Origin of the sequence: Duganella sp. 1411, from assembly GCF_017833525.1 — a bacterium.
Lineage (GTDB): Bacteria > Pseudomonadota > Gammaproteobacteria > Burkholderiales > Burkholderiaceae_D > Rugamonas.
Window position 1 is genome coordinate 639,547 of the sequence record NZ_JAFICD010000002.1, and the last position, 21,386, is coordinate 660,932.

Annotated in this window: 21 protein-coding genes and 1 tRNA gene; 12 read left to right on the forward strand and 10 right to left on the reverse strand. The window is 65.6% G+C overall.

The window, feature by feature from the left end; translation table 11 throughout:
- Positions 1 to 20 precede the first annotated feature (20 nt).
- Positions 21 to 830 carry an ABC transporter substrate-binding protein gene (locus JOD97_RS14430; protein WP_209718822.1) on the reverse strand — a complete coding sequence of 270 codons (810 nt, stop codon included), beginning with the start codon at positions 828 to 830 and terminating at the stop codon, positions 21 to 23.
- A 153-nt stretch (positions 831 to 983) separates the two neighbouring features.
- Between JOD97_RS14430 and JOD97_RS14435 the strand changes: the two genes are divergently transcribed.
- Positions 984 to 1,068 (forward strand) — tRNA-Leu (locus JOD97_RS14435).
- Between the two features lie 110 nt (positions 1,069 to 1,178).
- On the opposite strand, the gene JOD97_RS14440 is transcribed toward JOD97_RS14435, so the two are convergent.
- Positions 1,179 to 2,027, reverse strand: coding sequence for an NmrA family NAD(P)-binding protein (locus tag JOD97_RS14440; RefSeq protein ID WP_209718825.1), 849 nt, complete (start codon positions 2,025 to 2,027; stop codon positions 1,179 to 1,181).
- 125 nt (positions 2,028 to 2,152) lie between these two features.
- On the opposite strand from JOD97_RS14440, the gene JOD97_RS14445 reads away from it, so the two are divergent.
- The 7 genes from JOD97_RS14445 (at position 2,153) to JOD97_RS14475 (ending at position 10,315) form a co-directional block, all read left to right on the forward strand.
- Positions 2,153 to 2,572: a helix-turn-helix domain-containing protein gene (locus JOD97_RS14445; protein WP_209718827.1), complete on the forward strand. Its 420-nt coding sequence runs from the start codon at positions 2,153 to 2,155 to the stop codon at positions 2,570 to 2,572.
- 71 nt (positions 2,573 to 2,643) lie between these two features.
- The gene (locus JOD97_RS14450) at positions 2,644 to 4,842 is read left to right on the forward strand and encodes an ATP-binding protein (protein ID WP_209718830.1); all 2,199 of its coding nucleotides are present in this window, start codon (positions 2,644 to 2,646) and stop codon (positions 4,840 to 4,842) included.
- A gap of 24 nt (positions 4,843 to 4,866) precedes the next feature.
- The gene (locus JOD97_RS14455) at positions 4,867 to 5,094 is read left to right on the forward strand and encodes a hypothetical protein (RefSeq protein WP_229264542.1); all 228 of its coding nucleotides are present in this window, start codon (positions 4,867 to 4,869) and stop codon (positions 5,092 to 5,094) included.
- A gap of 65 nt (positions 5,095 to 5,159) precedes the next feature.
- Positions 5,160 to 5,714 (forward strand): phasin family protein, encoded by a 555-nt coding sequence (locus tag JOD97_RS14460; RefSeq protein ID WP_209718833.1) that lies wholly within the window; start codon positions 5,160 to 5,162, stop codon positions 5,712 to 5,714.
- Positions 5,715 to 5,890: 176 nt separating this feature from the next.
- The gene (locus JOD97_RS14465) at positions 5,891 to 7,531 is read left to right on the forward strand and encodes a VRR-NUC domain-containing protein (protein WP_209718836.1); all 1,641 of its coding nucleotides are present in this window, start codon (positions 5,891 to 5,893) and stop codon (positions 7,529 to 7,531) included.
- Entirely contained in the window at positions 7,519 to 9,867 is a 2,349-nt protein-coding gene (locus JOD97_RS14470) for an ATP-dependent DNA helicase (protein ID WP_209718839.1), read from the forward strand. The genes JOD97_RS14465 and JOD97_RS14470 overlap by 13 nt, the downstream gene beginning before the upstream one ends.
- 127 nt (positions 9,868 to 9,994) lie before the next feature.
- The gene (locus JOD97_RS14475; RefSeq protein ID WP_209718841.1) at positions 9,995 to 10,315 is read left to right on the forward strand and encodes a hypothetical protein; all 321 of its coding nucleotides are present in this window, start codon (positions 9,995 to 9,997) and stop codon (positions 10,313 to 10,315) included.
- Between the two features lie 15 nt (positions 10,316 to 10,330).
- Here JOD97_RS14475 and JOD97_RS14480 read toward each other — a convergent pair whose 3' ends face one another.
- From JOD97_RS14480 to JOD97_RS14510, 7 genes are all read right to left on the reverse strand, one after another.
- Positions 10,331 to 11,068, reverse strand: coding sequence for a LytTR family DNA-binding domain-containing protein (locus JOD97_RS14480; protein WP_209718844.1), 738 nt, complete (start codon positions 11,066 to 11,068; stop codon positions 10,331 to 10,333).
- A gap of 16 nt (positions 11,069 to 11,084) precedes the next feature.
- Complete coding sequence (locus tag JOD97_RS14485) at positions 11,085 to 12,170, reverse strand: sensor histidine kinase (RefSeq protein ID WP_209718847.1); 1,086 nt, start codon at positions 12,168 to 12,170, stop codon at positions 11,085 to 11,087.
- Between the two features lie 2 nt (positions 12,171 to 12,172).
- Positions 12,173 to 12,880, reverse strand: coding sequence for a LiaI-LiaF-like domain-containing protein (locus tag JOD97_RS14490; RefSeq protein ID WP_209718850.1), 708 nt, complete (start codon positions 12,878 to 12,880; stop codon positions 12,173 to 12,175).
- Positions 12,877 to 13,254 carry a LiaI-LiaF-like domain-containing protein gene (locus JOD97_RS14495; protein WP_209718853.1) on the reverse strand — a complete coding sequence of 126 codons (378 nt, stop codon included), beginning with the start codon at positions 13,252 to 13,254 and terminating at the stop codon, positions 12,877 to 12,879. The genes JOD97_RS14490 and JOD97_RS14495 overlap by 4 nt, the downstream gene beginning before the upstream one ends.
- Before the next feature lie 116 nt (positions 13,255 to 13,370).
- On the reverse strand, positions 13,371 to 13,532 hold the full coding sequence (locus JOD97_RS14500; RefSeq protein WP_209718857.1) for a hypothetical protein: 162 nt from the start codon (positions 13,530 to 13,532) through the stop codon (positions 13,371 to 13,373).
- Positions 13,533 to 13,703: 171 nt separating this feature from the next.
- On the reverse strand, positions 13,704 to 14,585 hold the full coding sequence (locus JOD97_RS14505; protein WP_209718860.1) for a LysR family transcriptional regulator: 882 nt from the start codon (positions 14,583 to 14,585) through the stop codon (positions 13,704 to 13,706).
- A gap of 19 nt (positions 14,586 to 14,604) precedes the next feature.
- Positions 14,605 to 15,222 carry a hemolysin III family protein gene (locus tag JOD97_RS14510; RefSeq protein ID WP_209718863.1) on the reverse strand — a complete coding sequence of 206 codons (618 nt, stop codon included), beginning with the start codon at positions 15,220 to 15,222 and terminating at the stop codon, positions 14,605 to 14,607.
- 279 nt (positions 15,223 to 15,501) lie between these two features.
- Between JOD97_RS14510 and JOD97_RS14515 the strand changes: the two genes are divergently transcribed.
- The 3 genes from JOD97_RS14515 to JOD97_RS14525 all read left to right on the forward strand — a co-directional run bounded on the left by JOD97_RS14515 (position 15,502) and on the right by JOD97_RS14525 (position 19,727).
- Complete coding sequence (locus JOD97_RS14515; RefSeq protein WP_209718866.1) at positions 15,502 to 15,897, forward strand: BlaI/MecI/CopY family transcriptional regulator; 396 nt, start codon at positions 15,502 to 15,504, stop codon at positions 15,895 to 15,897.
- On the forward strand, positions 15,894 to 17,483 hold the full coding sequence (locus JOD97_RS14520) for a M23/M56 family metallopeptidase (RefSeq protein ID WP_209718871.1): 1,590 nt from the start codon (positions 15,894 to 15,896) through the stop codon (positions 17,481 to 17,483). The genes JOD97_RS14515 and JOD97_RS14520 overlap by 4 nt, the downstream gene beginning before the upstream one ends.
- Positions 17,484 to 17,579: 96 nt before the next feature.
- Positions 17,580 to 19,727 (forward strand): TonB-dependent siderophore receptor, encoded by a 2,148-nt coding sequence (locus JOD97_RS14525; protein ID WP_209718874.1) that lies wholly within the window; start codon positions 17,580 to 17,582, stop codon positions 19,725 to 19,727.
- A gap of 11 nt (positions 19,728 to 19,738) precedes the next feature.
- On the opposite strand, the gene JOD97_RS14530 is transcribed toward JOD97_RS14525, so the two are convergent.
- Entirely contained in the window at positions 19,739 to 20,152 is a 414-nt protein-coding gene (locus JOD97_RS14530) for a hypothetical protein (protein ID WP_209718876.1), read from the reverse strand.
- Positions 20,153 to 20,259: 107 nt separating this feature from the next.
- On the opposite strand from JOD97_RS14530, the gene JOD97_RS14535 reads away from it, so the two are divergent.
- Complete coding sequence (locus JOD97_RS14535) at positions 20,260 to 21,381, forward strand: patatin-like phospholipase family protein (RefSeq protein WP_229264454.1); 1,122 nt, start codon at positions 20,260 to 20,262, stop codon at positions 21,379 to 21,381.
- Positions 21,382 to 21,386 lie beyond the last annotated feature (5 nt).

The window sequence follows — 21,386 nt, forward strand, 5'->3', positions numbered from 1 at the left end:
AAAAAAGCCTCCAGCTAGCCTTACGGCGCGCTGGGGGCTTTTTTCATTGCGCCGTCACCTCCCGGCCACTTGGGCACCGGGCTCAAGCCCCGCAGGTATGACTCGTATTTCCCGCTCGCGCGCAGGCGCTTCAGGCCGCGGTTGAACAGCGCCATATACCGCTCGTTGTCGGGATTGCGCTTGTTTAACAGCAGGTGGTAGTGGGCGATGTGGTAGGGGCGCGGGTCCCAGGCGATCAAGCCGGCCTGGTCGGGCGGCAATTCGGTGCGCATGATCCACAAGCCGACATCCAGATTGGCCGGAAACACGTCGAACCGCCCCGCCAGCAGCTTGTGGAAGTTGAGCGTGTCGGTGGGCGCCGACAGGTCCATCCTGCTTTGCGTGGCCTTGTCGAACTGGTACTCGTAGCCGGCGGTGCCGCCGATCCGCATGTCGGCCAGCGACTGCTCGCCACGCCAGCGGAACGGGTAGCTCTTCAGGTGGAAGAACACCGACTGGCTGTGGAACACCACGTCGCTGCGCAGAAACCGCCGCGCCCGCTCGCTGCCGTCGTCGGACACGCTCCAGACCAGCGTGCCGTTGGCCAAGTCGTTGGCGGCCTCGGCGAACGCCCTGCTCCACGGCCGGAAGGTGTAGTTGACGCGCACGCCCTCGAGCGCGAACGCCTCGGTGACGATGCGGGCGATGGGGCCGTAATGGGGCAACGTTTGGGAAATATAGGGCAGCCACTCGCCGCCGGTCAGCGTGACGACCTGTTGCGCCCTGGACGCCAGGGGCAGCAGCAGGAGGCTGGCGAGGGCCAGCGCGCGGGCGGGTCGGCGGACATTCATAGGACGATTATCAGTCAATCGCCCCGACTTTCAAACCGAAATAATTTCACCTCAGCACCAATTGGCTATTGACGGGGTGGCGCAGCTCCTTTAAGATTCGGGCCTCTGTTGCAGAACACGCAGCAGAGTGTAACAAGCAGCAAGCAGTTCAGTGCCCACGTGGCGGAATTGGTAGACGCGCATGGTTCAGGTCCATGTGCCGCAAGGTGTGGGGGTTCGAGTCCCTCCGTGGGCACCACTCTACCGAATACGCAAAAAAGCTCCATCAGCCGAAAGGCGGATGGAGCTTTTTTCATTGGCGCGCAAGATGATAGCCTGCGGCCGGCTTCCCGGCCGCAACCGCAACGCCTACAGCGCCGCTTTGACGGCGTCGGCCAGTGTGATGGTCGGACGGCCGATCAACTTGCTTAGCGCGTGGCCGTCGTCGTCCAGCGCGCCCTTGGCGGCGGCGGCGTCGGAATCGGCGATCAGCTCGGCCAGCGGCGCCGGCAGCCCCACGCCGACCAACATCTCTTGATACTCTTTTTGCGGCAGATTGTGGAACGGCACCTGCTTGCCGGACTGGCGCGACAGCTCCGCCGCCAGCTCGGCCAGGGTGAACGCGGTGTCGCCCGCCAATTCATACACTGGCTCGACCGGCCCCTTGCTCGACAACACGGCCGCCGCCGCGTCCGCGTAGTCAGCGCGCGCGGCTGCGGCGATGCGGCCCTCGCCCGCCGCGCCGGCCAGCGCGCCGTGCGCCAGCGCGCCAGCCAGGCCGCCGGTGTAGTTTTCGATATACCAGCCGTTGCGCAACAGGCTGTACGTCAGGCCGGAAGCGCGCACCGCCGCCTCCGTCTCCCGGTGTTCGGGCGCCAGCGACAGCTCGCTGCTATCGGCGCGCAGCACGCTGGTGTAGACGAACAACCCGGCCTTGGCGCGAACGGCGGCGTCGATGACGGCGCGGTGCTGCGGTACGCGTTGCCCCAGCTCGTTCGACGAAATCAGCAATACCTTGGTCGCGCCGACGAACGCGGCGTCCAGCGAGGCGGCGTCGTCGTAGTCGGCGCGGCGCACCTGCACCCCCTGCGCGGCCAGATCGGCGGCCTTGGCAACGTCGCGCACGGCGGCGACGATGTGCGCGGCGGGGGTGGTTTTCAGCAGGCTGGCAATCACGAGACGGCCCAGTTGGCCGGTTGCACCAGTAACAATAATCATGATTTTTCCTTTGAATTGAGTTCCGCAGGGACATTCCGCGCGGTCGGGACTATCATAAGGCCTATACTTTCTAAATGTAAGTACGTACAATTTGGTAAGTACACTCCACCCGAACGGAAACCACGATGACCGCGCCCCAACCCCGCAAATCCTTGCGCTCCACCCTCGCCACGCTCGACGACGGCCAACGCGCGAAACTGCTCGCCCCCGACTGCCCGTCGCGCGCCGTGCTGGCCCATATCACCAGCCGCTGGGGCGTGCTGGTGCTGGTGGTGCTGCTCGACGGCACCCACCGCTTCAGCCAGTTGCGGCGCGCGGTCGGCGGCGTCAGCGAGAAAATGCTGGCGCAGACGCTCGACGCGCTGGCCTACGACGGCCTGGTGCTGCGGGTGGCGCAACAGGTGCTGCCGCCCCACGTCGAGTACAGCCTGACGCCGCTGGGGCGCGAGGCGGCCGAACGGCTCGAGGCGCTGGTCGACTGGATCGAGGATAACTTTCCACAAATCAAACAGGCGCAGGAGGCGGCCTCCGTGGCGGCCGCATAAACCATGGGCGGTCCGGCCCATGTTGTAATACACTAGTTACACCTCCGCCTCGCGGAACCGGACCCACGCTCATGATGCAGCCGTTCTCCTCCGATCAGCCGCACACGATACTGATTGCCACCAGTGCGGCGTACGACCACGTCGCCCTCGGAAAGACGCTCGGCCGCTACGGCTATGCCGTGCGCGCCGTCAGCCGCGGCGACGAGGCGCTGACCATCGCGGCCGGCGGCGGCGTGGCCACGACCGTGCTGGACGCGGCGTTGGCCGGCAGCGCCGGCCTGGAACTGTGCCAGCGCCTGCAACGGCTGTGCGGCGCCGACGTGCCCATCTATGTGCTGTCGAACGCGCCCAGCGAGGAGGAACGCGCGCGGGCGACCGAGCTCGGCGCGGCCGCCTATCTGCCGCTCACGTTCAACGCCGACGACCTGGCCGAGGACATCCTGCTGCGGCTGCAGGCCATCCCCGCCGCGCCGGCCGAGGCCGATTTGCCGTCCATGGCCACGCTCGAGGTCAACTATCACACCATGCTGTCCGGTTCGCCGGACGCGATCCTGCTGCTGCAGCGCGGCAGCCATCGTGTGCTGGACGTCAACCGCCGCGCGCGCGAGCTGTTCGGGCTGACCGGGACCGAGTTGATGCAAAGGCAGTTTCCGTCGCTGTGCCCGCCCTTGCAGCCGGACGGCCGGCCGTCGCCGCAAGTGTTCGGCGAGCATGTCGACCAGGTGCTGGCGGGCGGCGTGCAGGTGTACGAGCTGACCATGTGGCACAGCTCGGGCCGCACGCTGTGCTGCGAACTGCGGATGGTGCCGCTCGACTCGGGGCGGCACCGGCTGATGCACGTGCGGGTGGTCGACATCACGCGCCGCAAGCTGGCCGAAGCGCTGCGCGACGGCAAGAACCGCCTGCTCGAGATGATCGCCCGCGCCGCGCCGCTGGGCGACATCCTCGAGCGCCTGATGCTGCTGATCGAATCGCAGTCCGAGGACGTGCTGTGCACGGCGCTGCTGCTGGCGCCGGACGGCGTGCACGTGCAGGTCGGCGCCGGCCCCAGCCTGCCGCCGGACTACCTGGCCACCATCGACGGCCAGCCGATCGGGCCGGCGGCCGGCTCGTGCGGCACCGCCATGCACCGCCGGCAAACGGTGGTGGTGGCAGACATCATGAACGATCCGCTGTGGCGCGACTACCGCGAGACGGCCGCGCGCTACGGCCTGCGCGCGTGCTGGTCGATGCCGATCATGCTCGACGGCGACACCGTGCTCGGCTCGTTCGCGATGTACTACCGCGAGGTGCGCACGCCCAGCGACGAGGATCTGAGCCTGATCGGCGCGGCCACCCATATCGCCGGCATCGCCATCGTGCGCACCCGCCGCGAGGAGGAGCTGCGTCGGCACCGCGAACACCTCGAGGAACTGGTGGCGGCGCGCACCGGGCAACTGCTGCAGGCCAAGGAGGAAGCCGAACACGTCAACGAAGAACTGAGCACCGCGCTCGGCAACCTGAGCATGACGCAGGAGGAGCTGGTGCGGCGCGACAAGCTGGCCGCGCTGGGCGCGCTGGTGGCGGGCGTGGCGCACGAGCTCAACACGCCGATCGGCAACAGCCTGGTGATGGCCAGCAGCATGAGCGAGCGCACGGCGGCGTTGCGGCGCGACATGGAGAACGGCTTGCGCCGCTCGACGCTGGAGAGCTATGTGCGCGAGGCGGCCAGCGCCGACGAGGTGGTGGTGCGCAACCTGCGGCGCGCGGCCGCGCTGGTGGCCAGCTTCCGCCACATCGCCGTCGACAGCGCCAGCTCGCAGCGGGTGCGCTTCGTGCTGGGCGACCCGGTCGCGCAACTGCTGCAACCGCTCGAGGCCGACCTGCGCCAGCGCGGCCTGACCTTGGAGGAGGACGTCGACCACCTGCTGGAGATGGACAGCTATCCGGGGCCGCTGAGCCAGGCGCTGGGACATCTGATCGACAACAGCGTCGTACACGGCTTCGACGGCCGCGCGGCGGGCACGATCGCGCTGTCGGCGCGCGACGGCGGCAATGGCGAAGTCATCATCGAAGTGGCCGACACCGGCGCCGGCATTCCGGCGGCCAACCTGCCGCGCATCTACGACCCCTTCTTCACCACGCGGCTGGGCTCGGGCGGCTCCGGGCTGGGCCTGTACATCACGCACAACATCGTCACGGGCGTGCTGGGCGGGCGCATCGACGTGGTCAGCACCGAAGGCGAAGGCGCGCGCTTCACGTTGCGGCTGCCCAAGGTGGCGCCGCTGTGATGCCACATCGCCACGGGCGCCGTTTTGCTGTACGCTCAAACCATGACAAATATCAATACCCGCGCCGCCGCCCTGCTGACACTGATGCTTTGCTGCGCCGAGCTCGCCGCCGGCCCGGCGCCGTGGTGGGAATGGCGCAGCAAGCTCGACGGCAAGCTGGCGTGCTCGCAAACGCCGCTCGGCCCCGGCTGGGAAAAGGCGCGCGGCCCGTTCAAAGATAGCCGTTGCGAAAAGTTAGTTCTTGCTAAATAATGGACCCACAACAACACGGGAGCACCCCGGGGCATTACATACCATCATCATCATGAGGAGACTGTATGTTTACGAATCCCGAGCAATTTGCCAACGCGACAAAAGCCCTGTTTGAATTCCAACTTGAAACATTTAACGCGCTGACCAACAAAGCGGTGCAAGGCGTCGAGCAGGTGGTGGCGCTGAACATGGCCACCGCCAAGTCGCAGCTGGAGGACGGCCTGGCCGCAGGCAAGGAAATCAGCCAAGCGGCCGATCCGAAGGCGGCGATGAGCCTGGCCGCGGCCAAGCTGCAGCCCGGCGTGGCGGGCGCCAACGCCTACAACCAGCAGCTGGGGGTGATCATCGCCGAGATCCGCGAAGAGTTCACGCGCGCGGCCGACGCCCACGTGGCCGAGGCCAAGAGCAATCTGAGCGCGCTGATCTACGACGTCACGAAGAACGTGCGTCCGGGCTCGGAGAACGCGGTGCAGATCGTCAAAACGGCGATCGACAACGCCTTCAGCGGCTACGAGCAGGTGACCAAGGCCACCAAGCAGGCGGTGCAGGCGGTCGAAGCACAAATCGCCAAAGCCAGCGAACTGGTGGAAAAAAACACCCCCGCCGCCAAGCAAGCCTAATCCAGGGTCAGGTCCACCAATTCTACACAAGCCCTGCCGTACGCCGCATTACGGCGCAGCTCGTGTAGAAATGGTGGACCTGACCCCGGAGTTGATTTTGCTGGGCAAGCGGCGCCGAACGCGATACACTGTATATAAATACAGTTTATCGCCCTCCTCGCTTCCGCTTCCCCGCAATGATCAAAGTTCTCGACAACGCGTTTTATTACCTGGATAACTTCCACCAGGTGCTGGCGTGGATCGGCGACCGTTACGACGATCTGCTTATCGCCGAGGAACGCGATTTCATTTCCGCCTTCCCTACCCTGCCCCAGGCGTCGCGCGCGCTGCTGGTGCGGATGGTCATGCGCAAGGGGACGCTGTTTCGGGCCAGTAAGCTGGCGTACGCCGAAATCGGTAGCACACACGAGGCCGCCCGCCCGCTGGCCGCGCTGGGCCTGATCGAGGAGGATCCGCTGCTGGATCTGCAACAGTTGTTCGATCTGCTGCAAAAACCCGAGATCGGCAAGATCTTCCAGCTGACGCCGCACCTGCGTCAGTTGCGCAAGGCCGAGCAGCTCGCGGCGCTGCGCGAGCAATACGACGGCCAGCACCGCTTTTCCAACTGGTATGAGGGCTCCGGCGACCACGCCTACAGCAACCTGACGCAGCAGCTGTGCGATCGCCTGCGCCTTATCTTCTTCGGCAACTATCATCAGGACTGGACCGAGTTCGTGCTGTCGGACCTGGGCATCTACCAGTACGAAAAGGTGGCGTTTTCGCCGGCCGCGCGCGGTTTCCGCAGCCGCCGCGATATCGACGATTTCCTCATGCTGCACCAGTGCCACGAGCGCTTTGTCGACGGCGACGATCCGGCCGACGTGATCCGCGACCTGCCGCCGTGCTCGGAAGACAACGAGTGGCTGCGCAGCCGCCGCGACAAGCTGACCTTCACCATCGCCCAGCACCTGGAAAAGCTGGCCGACTGGAAGGCCGCGCACGCGCTCTACGCCGGCTGTCACTATCCGGGCGCCCGCGCGCGCGCCATCCGCGTGCTGGAAAAGGACGAGCAGCCGCGCGAGGCCTTCGACCTGCTGCAGGTCGCGCTGCAGGCGCCCGAGAGCGAGGCCGAACGCCAGCAGCTGCTGCGCATGGCGCCGCGCCTGGCGCGCAAGCTGGGCCACGCCAAGCCGCCCCGGACCACCCTGGCGCAGGCGCTGCGCATCGATCTGAGCCTGCCGCCGCCGGAGGAGCCGAACTACGTCGAGTTCGTCGTGCGCGACCACCTGACGCGCGACGACGCGCCCGTCTACTATGTCGAGAATTCGCTGATCAATTCGCTGTTCGGCCTGCTGTGCTGGGACGCCGTGTTCTGTCCGATACCGGGCGCGTTCTTCCATCCCTACCATCGCGGCCCGGCCGACCTGCACAGCGCCGATTTCCAGCGCCGCCGCGCGCAGCAGTTCGCCCATTGCCTGGCGCAGCTCGACGGCGATCAATACCGCGCCACCATCCTGGCCAACTACACGGCCAAGCACGGCATCCAGTCGCCCTTCCTGTACTGGGAGGCGCTCGACGAGGACCTGATCGGGCTGGCGCTCGATTGCATCCCGGCGCTGCACCTGCGGCGCGCGTTCGAGCGCATCCTGCTCGACATCAAGGCCAACCGCAGCGGCTTCCCCGACCTGATCCAGTTCTGGCCCGCCGAGCGGCGCTACAACATGATCGAAGTCAAAGGCCCCGGCGACCGCCTGCAGGACAACCAGCTGCGCTGGATCGAATACTGCGCCGCACACCAGATGCCGATCTCGGTCTGCTATCTGCAATGGGCGGCATGAGCGCGCTCGCTGGCCAAGGCGCCTACACCGTCGCCGTGCGCGCGTTGTGCGAGTTCACCGCCAAGACCGGCGACCTGGATCTGCGCTTCACGCCCTCGCCCACCGCGCAGGAGGGCATCGCCGGCCACGCGCTGGTGACCTCGCGCCGCGACGAGGACTACGAGACCGAGATTCCCTTGTCGGGCGACTTCGGCCCGCTGCACGTGCGCGGGCGCGCCGACGGCTACGACCGCCGCGCCAACCGGCTCGAGGAAATCAAGACCTATCGCGGCGACTTGAAGAAGATGCCCGACAACCAGCGCCAGCTGCATTGGGCGCAGGTCAAGATCTACGGCCATCTGCTCTGCGAGAGCCAGGGCCTGGGCCAGGTGCATCTGGCGCTGGTCTACTTCGACATCGGCAGCCAGAAGGAAACCGTGATGCACGAGGAGCATACGGCGCCGGCGCTGCGCGCCTATTTCGAACAGCAGTGCGGCCGCTTCCTGCAATGGGCGCAAAAGGAGATGGCGCACCGCGAAGCGCGCGACACCCAGCTCAAGGCGATGCGCTTTCCGCACGCCGATTTCCGCCCCGGCCAGCGGCAACTGGCCGAGGCGATGTACAAGGCCAGCAACCGCGGCGTGTGCCTGCTGGCGCAGGCGCCGACCGGCATCGGCAAGACCGTCGGCAGCCTGTTCCCGATGCTCAAGGCCAGCGCCGAACATGGCGTCGACAAGGTGTTCTTCCTGGCCGCCAAAACCTCCGGCCGGCAAATGGCGCTCGACGCGGTCGACATCATCCGCGAAGGCGCGCCGCTGCTGCCCTTGCGCACGCTGGAGCTGGCGGCCAAGTCCACCGCCTGCGTCAACCCGGACAAGGCCTGCCACGGCGAATCGTGCCCGCTGGCCAAGGGCTTCTACGACCGCCTTCCGGCCGCCCGCCAGTCGGCGCTGGACCTGATGCTGCCGCCGGCCGCCGACAGCGCGCCGGCGCCGGCGTCCTTCCTGGCGCTGGACCGCGAGACGCTGCGCGCGGTCGCGCTGGCGCACGACGTCTGCCCGTATTACCTGGGCAGCGAGATGGCGCGCTGGTGCGACATCGTCATCGGCGACTACAACTACTACTTCGACATCAGCGCCATGCTGCACAGCCTCACGCAGCTCAACGACTGGAAGGTCAACGTGCTGGTGGACGAGGCGCACAACATGGTCTCGCGCGCGCGCAAGATGTACTCGGCCGAGATGGAGCACGCCAGCCTGCGCATGCTGCGCAAGACGGTGCCGGAGGAATTGAAAAAACCGCTGGACCGCGTGCACCGGCAGTGGAACCAGCTGGAGAAGGACCAATCGTCCGAGTACCAGTGCTACGCCACGCTGCCGGAAAAATTCATGGGCGCGCTGCAGACGGCGGCCACCGCGATTTCCGACTACATGGCCGACCATCCGAGCCACGTCGACGCCGACCTGCAGAACTTCTATTTCGAGGCGCTGATGTTCGCGCGGCTGGCCGAAAGCTTCGGCGACCACGCGCTGTTCGACATCGAGAAAAGCGAAGGCGCGCGCGCCAGCCATTCCAACTCGGTGCTCTGCATCCGCAATATCGTGCCGGCGCCCTTCCTCAAGCCGCGCTTTGAAAGCACGCACACCACCGCGCTGTTCTCGGCCACGCTCAGTCCATGGAACTACTTCGGCGACATGCTGGGCATGCCCGACACCACCGCCTGGGTCGACGTCGAGTCGCCGTTCGTGGCCGAGCAGCTGGCGGTGCGCGTGGCCGGCCACATCTCGACCCGCTATCAGCACCGGCAGCAGTCGCTGCGTCCGATCGCCGCGTTGATGGGCCAGCAGTACCAGCGCCAGCGCGGCAATTACCTGGCCTTCTTCAGCAGCTTCGATTACATGGAGAAGGCGGCCAACCAGTTCGCCGAAGCCTACCCGGACGTGCCGGTGTGGCGCCAGTCGCGCCGCATGGACGAAGCCGAGCGCGCGCAATTCCTGGCCCGCTTCACGCTCGAGAGCGAAGGCATCGGCTTCGCGGTGCTGGGCGGCTCCTTCGGCGAAGGCGTCGACCTGCCCGGCGCGCGCCTGATCGGCGCCTTCGTCGCCACCCTGGGACTACCGCAGATCAATCCCGTCAACGAGCAAATCCGCCAGCGCATGGAGGCCATCTTCGGCGCCGGCTACGACTACACCTACACCTACCCCGGCCTGCAAAAGGTGGTGCAGGCGGCCGGCCGCGTGATCCGCACCCAGTCCGACCGCGGCACCGTCTACCTGATCGACGACCGCTTCGGCCGCCCCGAGATCCAGCAACTGATGCCGGCCTGGTGGCGGATTGAATCCGCATCCCCGACATGATAGTCGCACACTATTGACGCCGAGGGCACAATGGAAAAAAAATAAAATAATGATAATTATTTCGTAGTATGATAATCGGCTCGGATCACCACGCTTTTGTTTATAACTAACAATAGGTGTATGACAAATGCCGAAGATTATTTCGAAGATGATTTGCTTGCTGCTATATGGGCTGATGCTGCTTGGCACGCCGTCATTTGCCGCTGTCATCATCGTCGCCAACGACGACGTCGCCTCCGGGCCTACGCCGGTGTGGAACGCCAGCATCGATCCCCAGGCCTACCTGAGCAAGTACGACTACAGCGCCACCAACGTGATCGCACCCGGCAACGACACGCTGCTGGTGCTGCCCGTGTCGGCCGTGCCGGAGCCGTCGGCCGTGCTGACGGTCATGCTCGGCCTGAGCATCTTGAGCATCGCGGCCCACAGACAAAGCAAGCCGTTTTAACCGGCCACCGCCGCGTCACCCCAGCGCCGCCCTGATTTTCTGATAGCCGCTGCGGCTCACCGGCAGCCTGCCGCCATCCTTGAGGATCGCCACGTGACTGTCCTTGGTCGCCTGCTCGATGCGCTCGACGCGGGCGATGTTGACCAGGTAGGAGCGGTGGATGCGCAGGAATTGTTCGCCGTCGAGCTGCCCTTCCAGTTCCGTCAGGCGCTGGTTCTTCAGGTAGGACTTGCCCTCTGAACGGATTTGCACGTAGTCGTCCTGCGCTTCGACGTAATCGATCTTGTCGCTGCCGATGACGTGGACCCTGGCGCCGTCGCGTATCAGCACGCGCCCCAGCGGCTTGTTGCGCGCGGCCGCTTCGCGCACCATGCTGTCCACCGCCGCATCCGGCGCGCCCTTGCCGACGTTGGCGCGCGCATGCGCCAGCGCCTGGTCGAAGCGCTGCTGGCTGAAAGGCTTGAGCAGATAGTCGAGCGCGTGGAATTCGAACGCCTTGATCGCATACTGGTCGAAGGCGGTGGCGAAGATGTAGCGGGTTTTGGCGCCCGCCAGCTCGGCCACCTCGAAGCCATCGAGCTTGGGCATCTGGATGTCGAGGATCACCAGATCGGGCGACAGCTCGGTGATCGCCTTGACGGCTTCGAAGCCGTTGGCGCATTCGGCCACGATCTCCACGTCCGCATGCTCGGACAGGTACTCGCGCACCACCGCGCGCGCCAGCATTTCATCGTCGACGATTATGATACGCATGTACGGATCTCCACGTTTAATCCTCACCTTCCGTTGTTTGCGCCGGCATCGCGATCTCGACGCCGAAGCCGTCGTCGCCACGGCCCCAGTGGATGCTCGCCTCATGTTTGTACGCGCCCACCAGGCGCTGGCGGACGTTGGCCAGGCCGATGCCGGTGCCGGCCCCTTTGCCTGGCGCCGCCGGCGTATCCGCGTCGACCGGATTGTCGACGCGGATATGCAGCATCGATCCGGCGCGCCGCGCGCCCACGCGTATCGTGCCGCCCTCCGGCAGATTGCAGATGCCGTGCTTGACGGCGTTCTCCACCAGCGGCTGGATGATCATCGGCGGCACCAGGCAGGCCAGCGCCGCGTCCTCCAGCGCCTCCTCGACCCGCAGCCGCTGGCCGAAGCGCACCTGCTCGATCGCCAGGAAATGACGGATCAACACCATCTCCTCCCCCAGCGTGACTTTTTTATGCGCCTCCATGCCCAGGCTTTGGCGGAAGAAGCTGGCCAGTTCCAGCGTCATGCGGCGCGCCGCCTTCGGGTCCTGCGACGTCAGCGCGCTGATCGAATTGAGGCTGTTGAACAGGAAGTGCGGGTCGATCTGCGTGCGCAGCATGCGCAGCTCGGCCTCCTGCGCCATCAGCAGCGATTCGAGCTCGCGCTGCTCGGCGTTCTTGGCGCGCACGAATTCGATCACCATATAGTGCAGCGCGGCGGCCAAACCGTACAACAGGATGCCCAGTCCGACGATCAGCGCCGACATCTGCCGGGTGATGACGATGCCGGCCCAATCGGCGCCCAGCAGCATGGTCAGCCCGTTCCACGCGTGGCCCAGCAGCAGCCACAGTATCCCGCACACCACCGCCGTGGCCATCAGCACCAGCGCGATCGATAGCGGCCGGCGGCTGCCCAGCGGGTAGGCGCGGCACAAATAGTAGGCCGAGTAGCCGGCCGCGAAGGCGTACACCAGATTGATCGGAATGGCGAACAGCATGGCGTTGGCCATCGGCGTGTCGCTCGAGAGCGAGATCACGCCGCCCAGCGCGATGCCGATGCCCCCCCACACGACCATGTAGATGGCCGCGCCGCGCCGGCCGGACGAAGTCTCCTGCATTCTCAGTTACGCACTTCCAGCCCACCCATGATGGCGTAGCCGCGCACGTACAGGACTTTCCCCTGCGTGGCGGGCGGCACGGTCTTTTCCTCGAAGCCGCCCATGATCGGCGTGCCCTGCAACACCACGGTCCAGTCGACCGGCACCTTGATGGTGACGCCGCCGAACAACGAGAACACGTTGAGCACCGCCTCGCCGTTGATCGAACTTTGACGCAGATCGAGGTCGCAGCCGCCCATCAGCGCGGTGATCTCGCCGCCGCGGAAATCGGCCGTGATGATGCGGCGCTTGAAAGCGCCCATGAACGACGTGATATTGATCTCGGTCTGTTCGAACTCGTTGTCCGGCACGGCGCCGCCCTGCTTGAAGGCGGACCGCCCCTCGGCCGATTTGAACACCACCACCACGCCGAACACGATCAGCAGCACGGGCCACAGCGAGTGCCAGTGGATGTCGATGATGCCGGTCTGGCGCAGGATGGTGAAGCAGCCGGCCGCGATCAGGCCGCCGCCGATCAACTTGCCCGACGTGGTGCGGGTTTGCAGCAGTTTCAGGATGCCGAAGAAAATCAGCGCCATCGGCCACAGGTGGCGCCGGAAATCGAGATCGACCCAGCCCAGGTTATCGACCAGGAACAGCAGGCCGATGACGATGACGGCCACGCCGATGACCATCTGCGATTTCGGATCGGTTTTGGCGAAGGAGCTCATTTTTTCTCCCCGGCCGAGGCGAAGATGTTATCGAGCAGTGGGCGCAGCAGCAGGCCGAGGCCGAAGGCGATGATCACGGCCGGCCACGTGTCCTCGAAGCCCCAGCCCCAGATGCGATTGAAGGAGACGTACCACCAGCCGGCGGTGAAAAGGCTGCCCAGGCCCCCAAGGATGTACTTCGGCGTGGTCGGTGGAATGAGCTGCGTGATGCCGCTGATGACGGCCAGCCATGGCCAATAGCGCCACAGGCGGGTGATGTCGATGTCGAAGTCGACGTAGCCGGCGCGTTCCAGCAGGAAGGCGCAGCCGACGGCGATCATCAGCAGCCCCCACACCAGTTGTTTGCGCCATTGGTAAGCGATTTCCGCGTTCATGTTTGTCCCCCAAGTCGGTATGAACATAACAATACCGGGGAACGGAAGGCGGGGGAACCGCTATTCGGCGAATAGCGGAAAAGAGCCGGTGAACGGCGAAATGAGGCTCTGCGCGTTCAGGACCGGCCGCCGTTGCCGACCTTGGGCTCGAACATCAACATGCCCCACCCCAGCTGGCGGCGGATTTCCTCCGGCTTGGGTGGCGGTTTGACGTCGCGCGTGCGGCGCTCAAGGTAGGCCCGGACCAGATACTTCGATGGATGAGTAGTCTGCGACATGATCTTCTCCCGAGGCAGCAACGCTGTGTTGGTGCCGGTACTTGAGGCTACCGGCTAACCTGCTGCCGAGCGTTCATCTGACGATGCGCTCCAAGCACGCAAGGCCAGTTTACGTCGCTACGCTATCAATATCTGTACGGCGCCACACACTGGCATGATCGAGGCTTGCCCTCACAGCTTACGCTGCAGGAACTCCAGGAAACAGCTGATGCGCTGCGCCAGCTGGGTGTTGCGATAATAAACCGCGTGGATCTGCTGGCGGTAGCCGGTGTAGCTGTCTTCGAGCACCTTGACCAGGCGGCCGGCGTCCAGATCGGCGCGCGTCATGAAATCGGCCAGGCAGACGATCCCCTGCCCTGCCAGCGCCAGCTGGCGCAGCGTCTCGCCGCTGGAGGCCGATATCGACGGCGCGATCTGCAGGCTGTTGCCGGTGGCGTGGCGCAGCGGCCAGCTGTTACCCTGCTCGTACTGCGCGAAACCGATCAGCGAATGCGCGGCCAGGTCCTCCGGCTTTTGCGGCGTGCCGTGCCGCGCCAGATAATCCGGGCTGGCCAGCACGTACAAGGGACTGGAACTGAGCGCGCGCGCGTGCAGGGTCGAATCGGTCAGCGCGCCGATGCGGATGGCGATATCGGTGCGGTGCTCGATCAGATCGGTGATCTGGTCGTTGCTGCTCAATTCGAGGCGAATGTCCGGATACAGCGCGCGGAACTCGGCCATGTGCGGCACCACGCAATGCAGCATGAACGGCGAGGCCGCGTCCACGCACAAGCGGCCGGCCGGCTTTTGGCGGCGGATGCGGATGGTCTCTTCGGCTTCCTCCATCGCGCCGAGGATGGCGCGCGCGCGCTCCAGGAACAGGTGGCCCTCCTCGGTCAGCTCCATGCGGCGCGTGGTGCGGGTCAGCAGCGAGGTCGCCAGCTTGTCCTCGAGCCGCGACAGCGCGCGGCTCACGCCGGAGGTGGTCTGGCCCAGATGGACCGAGGCGGCGCTGAGGGTGCCGCTGTCGATCACGGTGATAAAAGTTTTCAGATCGTCGGAATTGATATCCACGTTTTCAGCTCAAAAATCGTTATGCCACGTACAGCAGCACCGCGCCGAAATGGCATGCGCTGCCGCCCAGTACAAACAAATGCCAGACGCCGTGCCCGTAGCGCCATTTATGGTCGGTGACGAAAAAGGCGATGCCCACCGTGTAGACCACGCCGCCGGCGGCCAGCCACATGAAACCGTCCCAGCCCAGCGCGTCGATCAGCGGACTGGCGCCGATCACGCCGACCCAGCCCATGGCGACGTAGATCACCAGCGAGAGCACGCGCGCGCCTTTGGCGAACCAGATCTCCTGCAGTATGCCGACGATGGCCAGGCCCCAGACCACGCCGAACAGCGACCAGCCCCACGGCCCGCGCAGGCTCACCAAGGTGAACGGCGTGTAGCTGCCGGCGATGAGCAGGTAGATGGCGCAGTGGTCCATCCGCCGCAGCACATCTTTGGCGCGGCCGCGCAGGCTGTGATACAGGGTCGAGGTCAGATACAGTCCGAGCAGGGTGGCGGCGTAGACGCTAAAGCTGACAACCTTCCAGATGTCGCCGCTGCGCGCCGCCATCACGATCAGCAGCGTGCCGCCGATGGCGGCCAGCGCCGCGCCCACCACGTGCGTGATGCTGTTGAAGCGCTCTCCGTAATACATATGTGCTTCCAATGCTGGTGTGGCCACGGCAGGGAGCGCTGTGGCCACGTGCATTGTATAGCGCATCGCTAACTGCCGTTGCCGCCTTCACGCGCGTACCCGCGTCGCGATACCTCGGGTGCCGTCTGCGTCAACCATACTTTAATTGCAATTAGCAAAAGCTCAATCGTAGCATATTAGGAATTAATTCAAAGCAATGTTACAAATTGAATCCACGCGCATTGACCTATTGCGACAACTGTCGCATAATCACCCTATTAGTCGCATAAAGGTATAGCCATGTCCGGAAACACTCCCATCCCGTCCGTCAGCGAGCTGACGTTATTGAAGGCGCTGTGGAAGCAGCAGCCGCTGAGCGCGCGTGAAATCCACGACGCCGCCGCCAGCGAGCTGGCGTGGTCGTTTTCGTCGACCCGCAAGACGCTGGACCGCATGCTGGAAAAGCAGATGGTCAGCCTGGCCACGCTCCACGGAATCAATGTCTACAGCGCGCGGCTGGAAAAAGTCGGCACGCTGGCCGCCTTCGCGCACGACTTCGGCCGCCGCGTGATGGAAATGGACGCGCCGCTGCCCGTGGCCATGTTCACCGGCAGCAAGCTGGTCGACCAGCAGGAACTGGTCCGGCTGGAGCAGATGCTGCACGATTGGCCCGACGACGAAGCGGCCAAGCCATGATGCCGGCGTACGTGTTGATGTTCAAATGGCTGCTGGCCGGCGTCAGTTGCGCGCTGGCGGGTCTGGCGTCGTGCTGCCTGCTCAACGCCGCGCAGCGCGTGTGGCCGGCGCTGCGAGCGCGGCGCGCGGTATGGCTGGCTGCGCAGATCGTCGTCGCCGGCGCCGCGCTGCTGCCCTTCCTGCCGCACGGCGAACGAATCAGCGTGGCGCCGGCCGTCACGCTGGGCGCGGAGGAATCGGCGGCGATCCGTCTGGCGCTGGAGGACGGCGGGGACCAACATGACGACGCGGACCAGTCAGGCCATGACGGCGCCGTCGCCGGCCCGTCCCTTTCGTCGCTGGGCGCGCCGTCCGTGCTGGCGGTGGCGCTACCGATATTGTGGGCGACGCTGTACGCCGCCGGCCTGGCCTATGCGCTGGCCCGGCTGCTGCGCGCGCGCACGCTGTGGAATCGTTTGCTGATGACGGCGCGGCGGCTGTCGCGGCTTGAACTGCTGGCCCATGGCGCCTTCAGCGAACCACACCTGTCGGAGATCGCGCGATCCCGCCTGGCGGTGATGGAAACCGACGCGGCGATCTCGCCGATGCTGATCGGCCTGCGCCGCCCGGTATTGCTGCTGCCGCGCCATCTGCGGGAGTTCAGCGGCGAGCAACAGCGAATGATCGTCGCGCACGAGTTGCATCACTGGCGCGTGCGCGATCCGCTGTGCCTGAGCGTCTCGGCCGCGCTGCAAACGGTCTTCTGGTTCAACCCCGCGCTGCGCTGGCTGGGCGCGAAAATGACCTGGGCGCTGGAACTGGCATGCGACCAGCACGTGCTGGCGGGCCGCCCGCAGCAGCAACGCAAGCTGTACGCCGCCGCGCTGTTGCGGCAGTGGAAGGCCCAGGTGGCGATGCCGTCGGGCGGCGGCGTGGCGTTCGGCGGCATCAATGGCGACACCATCGCCGCCCGCATCCTGCAGATGCAAAAAACCTCGCCGCCAGCGCCGACCACCCTGGCGACATGGACGGTGGCGGTGCTGATGGCGGCGGTGCTGGCCGGCGGCGCGGTGTTGCAGCCGGCGCTGGCGTTCAACATCGAGCGGCAAGCCAAGGCCGTGGCGGAAACCGTCGAACCGCCGGCGGCGACGCCGGACTTCACCCCATGGCGCAACCCGCTGGACAGGATGCGCGTGGCCGGCTTCTTTGGCGTCCAGCGCAGCGTCTCGGACCAGCCGCACCACGGGGTCGACCTGGCCGCGCCAAAAGGCACGCCGATCTACGCGGCGGCCGCCGGCACCGTGATCGCCACCGGCGAACTGGCGGAAAACAATGGCCGTTACGGCACCGTCGTCGTCATCGAGACCGGCTCGCTGCAAACGCTGTACGCGCATCTGAACAGCGTCGCCGTCAAAGCGGGCGACCGCGTGGCCGCCGGCCAGCCGATCGGCGCGGTCGGGGAAACCGGCTTCGCGACAGGACCGCATCTGCATTTCGAAGTCCGTCGGCATAACCAGCCGATCGATCCGGCGACCGTGCTCGCCGATCTCGACGCGCATGCCACCAAACATGCGTTGAAGGTCAGACGCCAGCAACTAGGTTACTAAGCCCTTCCCTTTTTAATCACGCTTGCCTCCAGCCGCGGTTCTCAAGCCGCGGCAAGGCCAACTGTCGCCCAAATTCCGGGCCCTCAAGGACTCGACATGCCATTACACCGACTCACCGGCGGCCTGCTGCTGATCGCCGCCACCGGCGCCGGCGCCGTCGACGCGCCCGAACCCCTGCAAGTGCAAATCACCGGCGCCCGTGCCGACCAGCGCCAGCGCGAAACCACCACCGCCATCGTCATCAACCACGAGGAGCTGGTGCGCCAGGGCGACCAGACCCTGGCCGATGTGCTCAAGCGCCTGCCCGGCATCAGCGTCTCCGGCGCGCCCGGCCAGGGCGGCGCGATCAGCATGCGCGGCCTGGGCAACGGCTACACCCAGATCATGCTCAACGGCGAACCGGTGGCCGCTGGATTCTCGCTGGACTCGATCGCGCCGGAGATGATCGAACGCATAGAGATCATGCGCAGCGCCACGGCGGAATTCAGCAACCAGGCGGTGGCCGGCGCCATCAACGTCATTTTGAAAAAGGCGGTCAAGCGCGGCCAGCGCTCGCTCAGCGCCAGCGTCGCCCGCCAGGCCGGTGCGACCACGCCGACGCTGACGGCGCAGCTGTCCGACCGGGACGGCGGTTTTTCGTACAGCCTGGCGGCGACGGCGACGCGCAAACGCGAGGAAAAGCCCTCCACCGACTTGGAGGAGCAGCGCGACCCGGATGGCGCCCTGGTCCTGCTGCGCCGTACGCCGCAGACCGAATCCGGCCACACGGACGCGCTGACCTTGACCCCGCGCCTGAACTGGACGCTGGCCGACGGCGACACGGTGAGCTGGCAAAGTTTTGCCAATCTGCGCCGGGTCGACAACCAGCACCGCGCCGACGAGACGGCGCTGGTCGGCGACGGCAGCGCGTACCCGCGCAATGTCGCCGACTTCGTGGCGGACTTCGTCACGCTGCGCAGCGATGTCAATTGGACCCACCTGATGGCCCATGGCGGCAAGCTGGAAACGAAGCTGGGCGTGAGCAGCAACCGCCGCAGCGGCAGTTTCGACTTCCACGGCATGGATGGCGGCGGCAAACCGCTGGCGCGGCACCTGGTCGACTCCGGGCCGTCGGAAACCAGCGTGACGAGCACCGGCACCTATCGCCATCCGGTCGGCGAACGCCACGCGCTGGCGCTGGGCTGGGACATCAGCCGGGCCAGGCGCAGCGAGGACCGCAACGAAAGAATCTTCTCCGCCGACGGCGAACAGACCAGCACCAGCAACGCTGATTACCGCGCCAACGTCAATCGGGTGGCCTTCTTCGCGCAGGACGAATGGGAGGCGACCAAAAACTATTCGCTCTATCTGGGATTGCGCCACGAGCGGCTGGAGACCGCCAGCCGCGCCAATGCGTCCAACGCGCCCGACGCGCTGGATGCGCGTTCGGCCGTCTGGAGTCCGTCGCTGCAAACGCGCTATGCGCTGGCGAACAAGGACGTGCTGCGCCTGGCCATCGCCCGCACCTACAAGGCGCCGCCGCTGGTCAAGCTGGTGCCGCGCCGCTACACCAACGACAACAACAATAATCCAACCAATCCCGATGAGCAGGGCAATCCGAACCTGCGGCCGGAGCTGGCGTGGGGTCTGGACGCGGCCTATGAACATTATCTCGGCGACGGCGCGCTGGTCAGCGTCAGCGCTTATCTGCGGCGAATACGCGATGTCACGATCACCCGCCTGTTCGAGCAGGACGGCGCATGGGTCGAGGCGCCGTTCAACGACGGTAACGCGAGCGTGCGCGGGGTGGAGCTGGAGGCCAAGCTGCCGTTGCGCCGCCTGCTACGGCAGGCGCCGGCGATCGATCTGCGCACCAACCTGGCGCGCAACTGGTCGCGCGTCGACAATGTGCCGGGGCCGGACAACCGGCTGGAGGCGCAAACGCCGTTCACCGCCAACCTGGGCGCCGACTATCGCCTGGAGGGATCGGCGCTGACCGTGGGCGGCAATCTGAATTACCAGGCCGGCGGCGCGGTGCGGCAGGCTTCGCAGGTGCGGCTGGGCAGCAGTCCCAAACGGGAGTTGGATGTGTACGCGCTGTGGAAGATCGATGCCAGAACACAGCTGCGCGTTGCCGGCAGCAACCTGCTACGGCAAACATCGACGGTGTGGCGCGACTACATCGACGCCGACGGCGTGCGGCGCAGAGTGACCGACACGCCAAGCGCCGCCACGTTGCGCGTGATGCTGGAGTATCAGTTGTGATGGGACGACGCCTAATGGACGTTACGAGCGATGAAGTACACGGCGGCCGTTAGTCCAGAGCAAACCACGGTCATCCAGGTGATCAGCCGCCACGTCTGGGCCTCCATCGCTTTATAGAATTCTGTGCGTACCATTTCGACGTCCACCTTTTTAGCGTAGTGTTCGATAAAAAAATCAAACTTGCCATTCAAGATCGTGACCTCCGCTTGGACCTGCAGCACGAAGGTCTGTTGCGATACTACATCGCTCTGGACTTTGGTCAGATCGCTCTGGAGCTTGTTCACATCACCCTCAAGCCTATTGACGGCGCTCTGCACGGCCGCAACTTCCTGGCGCACGAGTACAGCGTCCGCATGCAAGGTTTCGTTGCCCGCTTGCAGAGCGCGAAGAGCCTCTTCTATCGCAATGTATCGATAATCATCCATCTCTATATAATTCGCCTCGCTCGCGACAGCGTCAAGCGGCACGACATCGAGATGTCGACTAGATCAAATTGCCGGATTGAATCCTGTGCTGTGGTATGGTTCCACCCATGACGCACGCACAGACTCAACCTTTACAAGAAGCCTATAAACCGTATAAACGCTGCATGGTCATGGGCGGTGGCGGCTTCCGGTTTGGCATTTACATCGGCATGTACGCGGCGCTGCGGCAGTCCGGCAAGGCGCCCGACATCCTGCTGGCCAGCTGCGGCGGCGCCATCGCCGCGACCATCATCAACAACCTGCCCGACCCGGATGCGCAGCGCGCCTGGCTGGCGTCGCGCGATATGTACGACTTCTGGTGCGGCCTCAAATCAACACGACACGCGGCGCTGATCGGCACCCTGGCGCGCGCCGCCCGGCGCAAGCTGTCGCCGGCGAGCGTGCCGGTCATCCCCGACCTGTTCGGCGATTATCTGTTCGACATCCCGCCGCAACTGCCCTTCCCGCCGGCCAGCGGCGCGCCGGAGGTCGATGTCGCCATCATCGGCGGCAAGCTGCTGTTCGACGCGTCGGAGGTGGGCCGGCCGCGCGGCCAGCGCAAGCTGTTCGCCGAGACGGTGTTCTGCGGCGAGCGCGCCGCCGCCATGCTGCGCGATATGCCGTCGCCGCTGAGCGACGAGCGCTGGGGCGAGCACGCGGTGGCCCGCGAACTGCTGGTCGACGGCGGCGTGCCGATCACCGAGGCGGCACGCATCTCCATCGCCGACATGATCTACTTCCGCTGCCGCCAGTATCAAGGCAATGAATACATCGGCGGCGTGCTGGATCTGTTCCCGGTCGAGATCGCGCGCCGGCTGGGGATGGAGGTCATCCTGGAGTTCAAGGAGGCGTTCGACCAGGTGTTCTCGATACCGGCCTGGCGCGCGGTGCTGGGCTTGAACGGCAATGCGCGGCTAAGGTATGCCAATACCCATCTGGCGGACTTGCGGATCGATTCGTCGGACGTATCGCGGGTGCTGGCCAAACAGCAGCTGCAGCAAAAGCTGGATTGGCGCCGCAACCGCATCGAGCTGGCGATGCCGCCGGCGTACGACACCTTCGTGCAGCACATGAACGACCAGTGGCAATACGGCTACGACCGCGCGATGGAGGCGCTGGCGCATCCGGCCGGCGAGCATCCGCCGGTGCGGCGCGCGACCCGCTACAGCAAGCGCCTGCGCGAGGCGTGATCATG

What these genes read in the sequence shown, in the direction of transcription:
- JOD97_RS14520 (WP_209718871.1), top strand. Translation starts at nt 15,894, where the DNA reads ATGATGCCGGCGTACGTGTTGATGTTCAAATGGCTGCTGGCCGGCGTC.
- JOD97_RS14510 (WP_209718863.1), bottom strand. Translation starts at nt 15,222, where the DNA reads ATGTATTACGGAGAGCGCTTCAACAGCATCACGCACGTGGTGGGCGCG.
- JOD97_RS14515 (WP_209718866.1), top strand. Translation starts at nt 15,502, where the DNA reads ATGTCCGGAAACACTCCCATCCCGTCCGTCAGCGAGCTGACGTTATTG.
- JOD97_RS14485 (WP_209718847.1), bottom strand. Translation starts at nt 12,170, where the DNA reads ATGCAGGAGACTTCGTCCGGCCGGCGCGGCGCGGCCATCTACATGGTC.
- JOD97_RS14465 (WP_209718836.1), top strand. Translation starts at nt 5,891, where the DNA reads ATGATCAAAGTTCTCGACAACGCGTTTTATTACCTGGATAACTTCCAC.
- JOD97_RS14500 (WP_209718857.1), bottom strand. Translation starts at nt 13,532, where the DNA reads ATGTCGCAGACTACTCATCCATCGAAGTATCTGGTCCGGGCCTACCTT.
- JOD97_RS14430 (WP_209718822.1), bottom strand. Translation starts at nt 830, where the DNA reads ATGAATGTCCGCCGACCCGCCCGCGCGCTGGCCCTCGCCAGCCTCCTG.
- JOD97_RS14440 (WP_209718825.1), bottom strand. Translation starts at nt 2,027, where the DNA reads ATGATTATTGTTACTGGTGCAACCGGCCAACTGGGCCGTCTCGTGATT.
- JOD97_RS14460 (WP_209718833.1), top strand. Translation starts at nt 5,160, where the DNA reads ATGTTTACGAATCCCGAGCAATTTGCCAACGCGACAAAAGCCCTGTTT.
- JOD97_RS14450 (WP_209718830.1), top strand. Translation starts at nt 2,644, where the DNA reads ATGATGCAGCCGTTCTCCTCCGATCAGCCGCACACGATACTGATTGCC.
- JOD97_RS14490 (WP_209718850.1), bottom strand. Translation starts at nt 12,880, where the DNA reads ATGAGCTCCTTCGCCAAAACCGATCCGAAATCGCAGATGGTCATCGGC.
- JOD97_RS14535 (WP_229264454.1), top strand. Translation starts at nt 20,260, where the DNA reads ATGACGCACGCACAGACTCAACCTTTACAAGAAGCCTATAAACCGTAT.
- JOD97_RS14525 (WP_209718874.1), top strand. Translation starts at nt 17,580, where the DNA reads ATGCCATTACACCGACTCACCGGCGGCCTGCTGCTGATCGCCGCCACC.
- JOD97_RS14475 (WP_209718841.1), top strand. Translation starts at nt 9,995, where the DNA reads ATGCCGAAGATTATTTCGAAGATGATTTGCTTGCTGCTATATGGGCTG.
- JOD97_RS14530 (WP_209718876.1), bottom strand. Translation starts at nt 20,152, where the DNA reads ATGGATGATTATCGATACATTGCGATAGAAGAGGCTCTTCGCGCTCTG.
- JOD97_RS14470 (WP_209718839.1), top strand. Translation starts at nt 7,519, where the DNA reads ATGGGCGGCATGAGCGCGCTCGCTGGCCAAGGCGCCTACACCGTCGCC.
- JOD97_RS14480 (WP_209718844.1), bottom strand. Translation starts at nt 11,068, where the DNA reads ATGCGTATCATAATCGTCGACGATGAAATGCTGGCGCGCGCGGTGGTG.
- JOD97_RS14495 (WP_209718853.1), bottom strand. Translation starts at nt 13,254, where the DNA reads ATGAACGCGGAAATCGCTTACCAATGGCGCAAACAACTGGTGTGGGGG.
- JOD97_RS14445 (WP_209718827.1), top strand. Translation starts at nt 2,153, where the DNA reads ATGACCGCGCCCCAACCCCGCAAATCCTTGCGCTCCACCCTCGCCACG.